Raw genomic sequence first — 11364 nt, forward strand, 5'->3', positions numbered from 1 at the left:
ATTAGCTGATCCATCCTATTGTATTTGACGTTTATAGCTATATTATTTAGGGATAAAGCGCGGTTGTATGATACCGCTAAGCTTATTATAAGGAATGCTAAGCACTGGCATACCATAGGAATAGGGAGCGATAGCATAATGCTGATAACGAATATCAATCCCTTTATCCGTCAATGTGACGTTATCACTTAAGGTAAATGGCCAATTTTTTTCGTAGTTTTTCACATCTTTATCGACCGTTTTCACCCAGTCTTTATAAGCATTATAGGCAAGCGCCTTAAACTGTGGCTTTTTACCGCTTTGCAGCATATCAGCCAGTTTAATTTGTTTTTTCGTCTTCTGATCAAACACTAGATATTCGCTATACGGCATTCCATGTGCGCCGCCAGTAAAGACATATGAACTTATCTCGAACGTCTCAAAATCATTAATATGACCCACATACTCAGGTGTCACCGTTAGGCTGTAGGCAAATGCACTGTCACTCGGTAGCTCATTCAATTGCGAGGCAGCAAAACCATCAAGCGCGTTTTTGACAGCAGCTGGAGTGGCTTTGGTAGTAATAGGCGCAGATTCAGAGGGTTTACTATTTACAACCAGCGTATTGATACGCTGATTGGTGATATCGTTTATCCATTTGTGATTGGTTTTAAGATACTTAACTTCAATCTCCGGACAGTTATCACGCGCCGTGCAGGTTTCTTGTAGTTTTTTGGGTAACTGATAATCGAGATACTCTGTGCTACTAAAAAGGCTACCGGCATATGCTGAGAAGCTTAACGTGCCAAACAGCAACCCACTACTTACTATTGACAATAAACGCAGCCTACCCGCATCCGTAGAAGATTGCTGGACTGATTGTGACTCAATAATAGGACGTTGATTAGCAGTTTTCATATAGCCTCTTTAATATATCTATAAGATCTACTGATATTCTACCGTAACCTTTGTCCTATATTGTAGGAACACTGTTCGTGTTTTTTCTACAATCATAGGGATTAAAATCAATAATACGCTGTTTGATAAGCTAATAAAAAAGACACGATAACGTGTCTTTTAAGATTAAGCAAAGTGGAATAATGGATTTTAGTGCTCACGCGTATTGCTAAACGTCACTTCTGGATAGCGATCTTGCATCAGCTGCAAGTTCACCCGTGATGGCGCAAGATAAGTCAGATGACCACCGCCATCTAGCGATAGTTGGTCATGGGCTTTGCGCTTAAACTTGGCTAACGCCACTTCGTCATCGCAATGAATCCAGCGAACGGTCGCAATCGATACCGGCTCAAAGATACACTGTACTTTGTACTCTTCTTTGAGACGATGGGCGACCACTTCGAACTGTAGTACACCGACCGCGCCCAAGATTAAATCATTATTAATCTGCGGCATAAAGACCTGTGTTGCACCCTCTTCGCTCAACTGCTGTAAACCTTTTTGCAGCGCTTTTGATTTAAGCGGATCTTTTAGAATAACACGGCGGAATAGCTCAGGGGCGAAATGCGGGATACCGGTAAAGTTGAGCTCTTCGCCTTCAGTGAAACTATCGCCGATAGAGATGGTGCCATGATTGTGTAAACCAATAATATCACCCGGATAGGCTTCTTCCAACGCTTCACGGTCACCTGCTAAAAAGGTCAAAGCATCAGCAATACGTACGTCCTTACCCAAACGTACATGCTTTAATTTCATACCTTTTTCGTACTTGCCTGAGCAGACACGTAAAAATGCAATGCGATCACGATGACGCGGATCCATGTTTGCCTGAATCTTGAAGACAAAACCACTAAACGTTGTCTCAGTCGCCGCTACTTCACGTTCATTGGTCGGATGCGCTTTTGGTGGCGGCGCATATTTGATTAAAGTATCAAGTACCATATTGACGCCAAAGTTACCTAGCGCTGTACCGAACAATACGGGTGTCATCTCACCGGCTAAAAACTCGTCAACATCGAAATCTTCTAGCGCCATTTGTACCAATTCTAATGACTCTTCAAATGAGGCGAACATCAAAGCGCCCAAGCGCTCACGGATATCAGGATAATCATAGCCTTCGCGCGTCTCAGCGACCGTCATATCACCGCCATGACCTTTCTCATAAAAATAGGTTTTGTTTTCGGTTAAATGATAGACACCAACAAAATCCTGTCCCATACCGATAGGCCAAGTGACAGGAATACATTTAATCTTTAATACCGCTTCGATTTCACTCAATAGCTCAAGCGGCTCACGAATCTGGCGGTCAAGTTTATTGACGAATGAGATGATGGGCGTATCACGCATCCGGCAAACTTCCATCAATTTGATGGTACGTTCTTCGACACCTTTTGCGCCATCGACCATCATCAGCGCACTGTCTACAGCGGTCAGAGTACGATAGGTATCTTCACTAAAGTCAGCGTGACCCGGTGTATCTAGCAGGTTGACCATATGTTCTTTATAAGGGAACTGCATGACCGAAGTGGTAATAGAAATACCACGTTCCTGCTCCATACTCATCCAATCAGATGTCGCATGGCGGTCGGTTTTACGACCTTTGACCTCGCCCACTACTTGAATCGCTTTACCCCATAGCAGCAGCTTTTCGGTCATCGTCGTCTTACCAGCATCAGGATGCGAGATGATGGCAAAGGTGCGGCGTTTGGCCACTTCTTTATTTAATTTCTTTGGATCTACGCTCATAATTTTTGGCTTCAACGTTGTATCATTTAGAAATCAATCTAAATAAATAGTGTAAACAATGGGCATATTGTAGCGGATTTAACGTCAAGGTGCAGAATTAGCGCATAAAAAAGTACTCTCTATCAAGCAAATAGAGAGTGTTTATGACTTTTTGAGCTTAATAATATTTTGTGATTTGCGTGGCTAAAAAGTCGGCGGCAACTTTATTAACGATCGTACAGTCGACTACGCCACGTATGCTGTCTTCATTTGGAATAGGTGCAGCATTATCAACAAAATCGGCTTCATAGATACTGCTGTCATAATCTACACCGCTATAGATATACTCTGGGTCATTATTAACGGCAAAGAATTTAACCTGTGCTGTCTTTTGGCTATTGTTGGAACCGATATTGATTCTAGTCGTACTAGATTGACGCTTATCATTAAAGCGTTGTTCAGCATCACTAACCCAGTTGTCTAGCGTTCTAAATCCAGTCTTATCCTTGGCATCAAAGACGAAGAACGAGCGCTCACTAGTGATCACGGGGATATAACATACAGAGCCGCTCGGAAAACCAATATTACTCGGTATCTTAGTATAGTTGTTTAAATCGGTAAAAATACCTCGACGATTTACATAGCTATTACCAGCATTATAATCACGTGCATCAACACCTGATAAATTAAGTGTTCTATAGCTGGTTTCAAATTTGAGTTTATTGCTGCTATTTTTCTCATAAATAGGACGTTTAACAATACGATCTTTCACTTCTATGTTTTTATCTTCAAGGGTTCCTTCGAATTTATCTGCCAATACTACTGACATATCTAAATCATCTGGGTTTTGATTATAGCTACCTACAATATTGCTTTTTTTAACACTACGAGTGCCTGTATTATAAGTTGTATCAATACGTGCAATCGCATTTGAGCTGCGTTCTATAGTACTTATTGTCAACTCATTACTACCGCCTGAACCAAAAATAGCATCTTCACCCTCGCCGCAGCCTATCAGCGCAAACGCCAATAATGAAAGTGCAATAGGGGTTATTATTAATTTATTCATCGTCCGGCGTCCTTTATAAAATGCTGGCATCAATCGTTACAAGTACGTTATCTCTGTTTTATGTCCCTAGTTTACCCTACTGTAACGATGAGTTATAGCAAACTTAGGTTTTGTTTCATAAACTTAAAAGGTAAACTTACAAATTCATATCATACTTTTACTGCCGCTATATAAAGCTTGCCTTGTCCTCTGGTATGCTAGATGGGCTATTTTATAGCTAGCTATAACAAGACTCAAAAATACTATCTAGAAATGATGGAAAACAATTTATATAAAAGGATACATTATGGAAACCCTATATTCGACTAAAGCATCTGTCACTGGTGGCCGTGCAGGTAAAGCTAGCGTACAAGACAGCGATTTAACCATCAATATGGTTGCACCCGGTTCTGGTAAAGACGGTAATAACCCAGAGCAACTGTTCGCTATGGGCTATGCTGCTTGTTTTGATGGTGCACTTGGTGCCGTTAAAGGGGCAGAAAAAGCAAAGTTTGATTCTACTACTGAAGTATCAGTAGATTTAAAGAAAGGTGAAGGTCTAGACTTTAAATTGGCCGTTAAGATTCACGTTATCGGTGAAAATACAGAGTTATCAGCGGATGAGTTTCAGCAATTGGTTGAGAAAGCCAATAAGGTCTGCCCATATTCTAAAGCGACCCATGGTAATGTTGATAGCGAAGTAACCTCAGAATTAAAATAAATTTCTAGTAACTACAATAGTTACAATGATAAAAAGAACTCAGTTGATCTGGGTTCTTTTTTTATGAATTATCATTTTAGGTCGTACACATCGTAACTGTTTATACATTCTATTCGTTCATCATCTATTCGGCACGCAGCGCTTTTATCGTTATAATGAGGGTATCTTTTCACCCCATACTTACTGCAAAATATTTACTGACCAATACTTGCGACCCAAAACCTGATAAGTGACTTTCTATGACTGCCAACGATCACAACTCCCACTCGCCTATTAATCCCAATACGCTACCAAATTTTGCAACGATGCCCAATGTGGCGACAATGGACACCACGCATGTGGACAAAAACCAGCCACCTTTTATTTTGGTCGATGGCTCTTATTATCTGTTTCGTACCTATCATGCGCTGCCAAAAACCATGCAGAATTCGCAAGGGCTAGTCACCAATGCAATACGTGGCACGCTCAATGCACTTTTAAAGCTGATGCGCCGCTATCACCCAACCCATATGGCCGTTTGTTTTGACACCAAGTCACCGACTTTTCGTCATGCTATGTCAGAAGAGTACAAAGCCAATCGTCCAAAAATGGATATCGAGCTTGCCGAGCAGATTCCTTATATTCATCGTTTGGTCACCGCGCTTGGGATTCCACTGTTACGTATCGAAGGCGCAGAAGCCGACGATATCATCGGTACGCTCGCCTATCGTGCAGTTGCCGAAGGGCATCACGTGGTTATCTCAACTGGAGATAAAGACATGATGCAGCTGATTAATGACTGCGTCATACTAGAAGATAGCTTCACAGGCAAGATGACTGATAGCGCTGGCGTGGTTGAAAAATTCGGTATCAATCCTGAGCAAATGATTGATTTTTTAACTTTGATGGGCGATTCCTCTGACGGTATCAAAGGTGTGCCCGGTATTGGTAAAAAGACCGCCAAAGATTTGCTAAACGAATATGGCAATATCGATAATATGCTCAAAAATGTCGCCAATATCAAAGGGCGTGCTGGCAAAAACTTGCTCGAATATGCCGATGATATTCCGATGAACGCGCAGCTGGCAACCATTGTCACTGATTTAGAAGTGGGGCAAGACTGGCAAGATTTAAAAATAAACACCGATCCTTGCGCCCACATCGATGAGCTACGTGAGCTATATAGTGAGCTCGAATTTAGAAATGAGCTAGCGTCACTTGATCACCCTAATCACCCCGCCAACGCTAATGGGCATGGCACGCAAAGTGTTGCTCATAGTCAGGCTGATGCCGAGTCACAAGCGCAAATCGCTAAATCCCTACAATCAAGCACCATCGGTGATATTACCGATAGTAAAAGTCATGATAGAGCATGGCATACTATTTTAGACGAGCCTGCCTTTGACAACTTAGTTCAATTGTTAGCAGCTGCACCGCATTTCGTTATCGATACCGAAACCACGAGTGTCTATTGGCGTCAGGCTGAATTGGTTGGCTTGTCTTTTGCTGTGCAAGCACACGAAGCTTATTATATTCCGCTGACTCATGCGCTAAAAGGCGATGAATTAACAGCAAAACAGCTCGACCGCGATACCGTATTGACACGTTTAAAGCCTATTTTAGAAAACCCAAACATCGGTAAAATCGGTCAACATTTAAAGTATGATGCCCATATTCTTAGCCTTTATGATATAAACCTCTTAGGCAATATTCATGACAAGCCCAACAATTGGGCAATGGATACGATGCTTGCCAGTTATGTAATCAATGCTGCCATTACCCGTCATGGCATGGATGATTTAGCACGGCATTACCTGCAAACGCAGACCATTAGCTTTGAGGATGTCGCTGGTAAAGGCGCTAAGCAAGTGAGTTTCGATCAAGTAGCGATTGATATTGCTAGCGACTATGCTTGTGAAGATGCTGACATTACTTATCAATTATTTGAGCTGTTTAGTCAAAAGCTTGCTGATGATACCAATAACGCTAAGCTGCTACACGAGCTAGAAATCCCAACAGCGGAAATACTGTGCCAAATGGAAGCAAACGGTATCTTAATTAGGCGTCCGTTTTTAAACGAGCTATCTAAACGCTTTGATGAAGAAATCATTGCCCTAGAAAAACGTGCGTACGAAGTCGCCGGTGAAGAATTTAATCTTGGCTCTCCTAAGCAGCTTGGCGAGATGTTATTCGATAAGCTTGGCGTCGTGGGTGGCAAAAAAACCAAAACCGGTCAATACTCTACTGGTGAAGCGGTATTGTCAAAAATCGACCATCCTTTGGTTGATATTACTTTAGAGTATCGCGGACTCTCTAAACTTAAGAGCACCTATACCGATGCGCTTGATAATGTAGCAGATGCCAAGACTGACCGCGTGCATACCAGCTATCATCAAGCATTGACCAGTACTGGGCGCTTATCTTCAACTGATCCCAACTTACAAAATATTCCTATTCGTACCGCTACTGGTCGCTTGATTCGTCAAGCATTTATTGCGCCAGAAGGTCGAGTAATATTAGCAGCGGATTATTCGCAAATTGAGCTGCGTTTAATGGCGCATTTCTCAGGTGATAAAAATCTAACTCATGCCTTTAATGAAGGGCTAGATATTCATGCCGCTACTGCCGCCGAAGTACTAGGAAAAGAGGTCGCAGAGGTTACAGCAACCGAGCGCCGTAATGCCAAAGCCATTAACTTTGGTCTGCTATATGGCATGAGCGCTTTCGGACTAGCCAAACAGTTACAGATGAGCCGTAGTGAGGCGCAAGACTACATTGACATGTATTTTGAGCGCTATCCTGGCGTCAAAGACTATATGATCAATACTCGTGCCAGCGCTTATGAGCATGGCTATATCGAGACGATATTGGGTCGTAAGCTTTATACCCCTGATATCAATCATAGCAATCGCATGGTCAAACAAGGCGCTGAACGGGCGGCGATTAACGCGCCATTACAAGGTTCTGCAGCTGACTTGATTAAGCTTGCTATGATTGCCGTCGACAAAGTACTACCTAAAGAGCAGGCAAAAATGCTACTGCAAGTTCATGATGAGCTGGTGTTCGAAGTGGATGCCGACAAGGTCGATAAGATAAGCCAATTGATTACTGATGCTATGCAAGATGTCTTAACAGCAACAGCGGTTGAAAAAGGCTGGAACGTCAACTTTGCAGTGCCGCTATTGGTTGAGACGGATAGTGGTCAGAATTGGGATGAGGCGCATTGATTCTTAAGGAGATTCTAAGTAGGATTAATGCTATTTAAGATACTTGACACTCGCAGTGTAAACTAAAAAAAACAGTCGCGTATTATAATTGTCGGTATAATAAACCTATCTTATTTTTTCCCAAATTATTTTTTAGTCTAAAGTGAGCCTTAGCGCTCACTTTTTTTATTCTAAAAATCAGGAGCGCTTATTTTGGCTGCAGATGGCATTATCGAAATCCCCGGCATTATCTTACTGATAGCCTGTATATTACGTTGCGTGCAATATGTAGTGCAGAGTGAAAGTAAGCAAAGTCTTTATTTTTGGCTGGCATCAGTATTGACGTTTTTTGCGGTGATCCGTCGCGAGTTAAACTATTTACCTGAGTTGTTTATTGCTAGCGATTTTTCACTGTTAAATCAGTCCTATGACTGGTGGGAAGATGCGGTGCTTCTTATAGTTTATCTGCTTATCGTGGGTTTATTAGCATATACCTGGCGTTATCTCTGGGCAGTATTAAAATCGGTGCCGGTTTATTTATATCTTATGATAGTGGGGTTAGCATTATTAGAATATATGGGCGAAAACGCGATTATGATTCCTCAAGGTTTGGGAGAGATTGTTGAAGAAATGGCAGAAACTGGCGTTTACGCGATTGCATTGACCTTTATATGGCGTTTTAAACCGCTTATGTTTGAAAGACGCTTGCCACTTAATAAGCGCTATTCATCATGCCAAGCGTAGCAATCACCGGTCATGATAGCATTTGTCTTAGCGCTAACTTTTAATAGAGAGTTTGCTATACTAAAAATTAGCGCATTTTTTCAGGCATCATTTATCACCAATCATTAAGCGAGTCATTATGAATATATTCATTACGGGTGCATCACGCGGTATTGGTCTAGCGACAGCAAAACGATTGCTCGCAAAAGGTCATAGCGTCGGTCTTTTTGATATTGACACGGTTGAGCTTGAGCGTGCGATTGATGATAAAACTTTTAAAAAAGCGCTAAAAGGCAATCGTCTCGTCCATGGTCATCTAGATGTCATTGACCCTGAAGCATGGGATACGGCGATCGATCATATGCTGGAGAATTTTGGTGGTATTGATGTCTTGATTAATAATGCTGGCGTATTGGTAAGTGGCGCGTTGCCCAATACTGACTTGGACAAGCAATTGTCATTGATTGATATCAATTGTAAAGGTGTGCTCATCGGCTGTCATAAGATAGCGCCGTATTTAGCCGACAGTAAAAACGCCAAAATCATCAATCTCTCATCTGCCTCAGCGATATATGGTCAATCTGAAGTGGCACCTTATTCTGCCAGTAAATTCTTTGTCCGCGGTTTAACTGAAGGGCTAAACATTGAATACGCTGAGCTAGGTATCAAAGTGATTGATGTCATGCCACTGTGGGTAAAATCCGACATGACGAAAGACATCAAGGTCACCAGTATCGACCGTTTGGGCATCAATCTAACCGTTGACGATGTGGCTAAAACCTTGTGTAAATTAAGCGCTCAGCCGAATCGCAAACTGTCACGGACTCACTATCCTATTGGCTTTCCTGCGAAAATGCTACATACAGCGTCGCAAGTCGCACCTGACTCATTAATGCGCTTTATCAATAGTAAAATCGGTACTAAATAAATTTAGATTATAAATTTCAAAGGTAACATGACAATATTTAAACGGCTACCAAGATTTGGCAGCCGTTTTTTTACGGTTAAATAAGCAACCTTCGTACATATTTTTAACATCCTGTGACACCTTACTACTAGAGGCAATGATGATAAGCGGACAAAATAGCTATACGACCACATTTAAACCCTACTAGGCTTGTTAACTATAAAAACTAAGGAAGACAGTATGGAACACTCAAAAACCCCGCTACCAGAAGAGATGAATCACATCGAAGGTGATGAAAATATTGATAATGATATCGATGAAGGTCAAGATAACCAAGGTAGCCAAGAGGTCGATTTAGACAATCCTATGCTGCATGTTATCGACAATGATGACTTTGACGATGATGCAGGATTTAATAATTCGCAAGTCGGAAGTGATGCAACCCAAGGTCTTACCCCTGTACATCATCAAAATATCGATGAATCACGTATTGATGAGTTGCTGGTTGAAGAGAATTTAGATGATAGCCATTACCCCAGTATTGCCGACATTGCTGACAAAGACGCAGCAAAACTAAGCCATGACAATGACTTTTAAAGAGTACTTTTAGAAAATTATTGATAAAAAAATATCGAACATGATGTTCGGTATTTTTTTGAATATTCATTTGATATTAAAAACGTTTATGCCCAACCATCCAGAGTCCCTGCCCAACCTTTTACCAATGGCGCACTCATTGCCTCTAACAAGTCTATATGTGCTTCATCAGCGTTGAGCGCTGGAATATAATGGTATTCTTGCCCGCCAGCATGCAGGAAAGTCTCGCGGTTTTCGATAGCCAATTCTTCCAAGGTTTCTAGGCAATCTGCCGAAAACGCAGGACTCAGAATTTGTACCGAGCGCACACCTGAGTTGCCCCACTCTTTGAGCACCACATCGGTATAGGGCTTAATCCATTCTTGCTTACCGAAGCGTGACTGGAAACTGATAATCCATTCATCTGGTTTTAGACCAAGCTCATGAGCCACTTGTGCCGCCGTACATTTACAGCGTTTCGGGTACGGGTCGCCTTTATCAGCATAAGGCTGCGGAATACCGTGAAAGCTAAACATGAGCTTTTCAGGCTTACCATGTACCGCTTGAAAACGACGGATGCTATCTGCTAATGCTTTGATGTATAAAGGATGAGCAAAGTAATCTTTAACTATCGTTATATTGGGCAAATTACGCTGCTTCAGCGACCACTTAGTAATCGCATCATAAACCGCACCTGTTGAAGTCGCCGAATACTGCGGAAACACGGGTAACATGACGAAATGGTCAACCCCTTCGCTACGCAATTGATCCATGACATCAGGCAAACCCGGATTACCATAGCTCATCGCGGCATGAACAGACACGCGAAATGGCGCAGCCCGTTCAGCCAAACGCTTGTCTAACATCTCAACTTGCGCGTTAAGGATATTGCGCATCGGTGAATCGCCATCCCAAATACTAGCATATGCTTCTGCTACCCGTTTCGGGCGACTTGGTAGCACAAACAGATTGAGGATAATCGCCCATAAGAACTTCGGGATTTCAATCACGCGCGGATCGGACAAAAACTGTTTGAGATAACGACGGACAGCTGGCGCGGTCGGTTCATCTGGCGTACCAAGGTTGACAAGTAAAACGGCAATACGGGGAGGCAGGTCAGGTTTCATAGCAGCACTGTTTTATAGTTAAGTTGATGAAGGAAGCTCTACAAAAGATTGTTAAGACAGTATTCAATGAGCACGCCGTTAGTGTAGCATTTTAACCCTTTATAACGCATGGCAAAAGTGTCCTTGTACAATTTGACACGCAGTTATCACTACTCGCCTACGTCGATAGCGCCTAAAACCTGTAGCAATGACCCAGCATTTTTTTCAATTGGCTTAATAATATAAAAACTAAGTATGAAAGGCTGCGCTTGAAGGTTGTACTCATATGCGCATCGCCCTACAATAGGCAAGCACATGGTCAAAAAACAGTGTAGATAAAACGCTTTTAGCAAACCATTTAAAAATATCGGCAGAACGAGTTGTCGATACAGTGTCCTTCTTATTTTATTGATGATTGTTGTCTTGTGAGGTAGCTT

9 protein-coding genes are annotated in these 11364 nt (G+C 42.1%); 5 read left to right on the top strand and 4 right to left on the bottom strand.

What is annotated here, in order from left to right:
• Positions 1-42 precede the first annotated feature (42 nt).
• From VLA57_RS05495 to VLA57_RS05505, 3 genes are all read right to left on the bottom strand, one after another.
• Positions 43-897: an RsiV family protein gene (locus tag VLA57_RS05495; RefSeq protein WP_333954520.1), complete on the bottom strand. Its 855-nt coding sequence runs from the start codon at positions 895-897 to the stop codon at positions 43-45.
• Between the two features lie 189 nt (positions 898-1086).
• On the bottom strand, positions 1087-2682 hold the full coding sequence (locus VLA57_RS05500) for a peptide chain release factor 3 (RefSeq protein ID WP_011512790.1): 1596 nt from the start codon (positions 2680-2682) through the stop codon (positions 1087-1089).
• A 157-nt stretch (positions 2683-2839) separates the two neighbouring features.
• Positions 2840-3730: a hypothetical protein gene (locus VLA57_RS05505; protein WP_133105474.1), complete on the bottom strand. Its 891-nt coding sequence runs from the start codon at positions 3728-3730 to the stop codon at positions 2840-2842.
• A gap of 286 nt (positions 3731-4016) precedes the next feature.
• On the opposite strand from VLA57_RS05505, the gene VLA57_RS05510 reads away from it, so the two are divergent.
• The 5 genes from VLA57_RS05510 to VLA57_RS05530 all read left to right on the top strand — a co-directional run bounded on the left by VLA57_RS05510 (position 4017) and on the right by VLA57_RS05530 (position 9842).
• Positions 4017-4430, top strand: a complete 414-nt coding sequence (locus tag VLA57_RS05510; RefSeq protein WP_333954521.1) for an organic hydroperoxide resistance protein — start codon at positions 4017-4019, stop codon at positions 4428-4430.
• A 239-nt stretch (positions 4431-4669) separates the two neighbouring features.
• Entirely contained in the window at positions 4670-7636 is a 2967-nt protein-coding gene (polA, locus tag VLA57_RS05515) for a DNA polymerase I (RefSeq protein WP_333954522.1), read from the top strand.
• Between the two features lie 192 nt (positions 7637-7828).
• Complete coding sequence (locus VLA57_RS05520) at positions 7829-8359, top strand: hypothetical protein (protein ID WP_333954523.1); 531 nt, start codon at positions 7829-7831, stop codon at positions 8357-8359.
• Positions 8360-8477: 118 nt separating this feature from the next.
• Positions 8478-9266, top strand: coding sequence for an SDR family oxidoreductase (locus VLA57_RS05525; RefSeq protein ID WP_333954524.1), 789 nt, complete (start codon positions 8478-8480; stop codon positions 9264-9266).
• Positions 9267-9485: 219 nt separating this feature from the next.
• Entirely contained in the window at positions 9486-9842 is a 357-nt protein-coding gene (locus VLA57_RS05530) for a hypothetical protein (RefSeq protein WP_020442752.1), read from the top strand.
• A gap of 86 nt (positions 9843-9928) precedes the next feature.
• Here the strand turns inward: VLA57_RS05530 and hemH are convergent, their stop codons facing one another.
• Positions 9929-10948 (bottom strand): ferrochelatase, encoded by a 1020-nt coding sequence (hemH, locus tag VLA57_RS05535; protein ID WP_333954525.1) that lies wholly within the window; start codon positions 10946-10948, stop codon positions 9929-9931.
• Positions 10949-11364 lie beyond the last annotated feature (416 nt).

The sequence above is a fragment of the Psychrobacter sp. S4(2024) genome, assembly GCF_036861305.1.
In the GTDB taxonomy this organism is placed as follows: domain Bacteria; phylum Pseudomonadota; class Gammaproteobacteria; order Pseudomonadales; family Moraxellaceae; genus Psychrobacter; species Psychrobacter cryohalolentis.

Excerpts from the sequence above, each read along its gene's own strand:
- VLA57_RS05510 (WP_333954521.1), top strand. The coding sequence starts at position 4,017 with ATGGAAACCCTATATTCGACTAAAGCATCTGTCACTGGTGGCCGTGCA.
- polA (WP_333954522.1), top strand. The coding sequence starts at position 4,670 with ATGACTGCCAACGATCACAACTCCCACTCGCCTATTAATCCCAATACG.
- VLA57_RS05530 (WP_020442752.1), top strand. The coding sequence starts at position 9,486 with ATGGAACACTCAAAAACCCCGCTACCAGAAGAGATGAATCACATCGAA.
- VLA57_RS05500 (WP_011512790.1), bottom strand. The coding sequence starts at position 2,682 with ATGAGCGTAGATCCAAAGAAATTAAATAAAGAAGTGGCCAAACGCCGC.
- VLA57_RS05525 (WP_333954524.1), top strand. The coding sequence starts at position 8,478 with ATGAATATATTCATTACGGGTGCATCACGCGGTATTGGTCTAGCGACA.
- hemH (WP_333954525.1), bottom strand. The coding sequence starts at position 10,948 with ATGAAACCTGACCTGCCTCCCCGTATTGCCGTTTTACTTGTCAACCTT.
- VLA57_RS05495 (WP_333954520.1), bottom strand. The coding sequence starts at position 897 with ATGAAAACTGCTAATCAACGTCCTATTATTGAGTCACAATCAGTCCAG.
- VLA57_RS05505 (WP_133105474.1), bottom strand. The coding sequence starts at position 3,730 with ATGAATAAATTAATAATAACCCCTATTGCACTTTCATTATTGGCGTTT.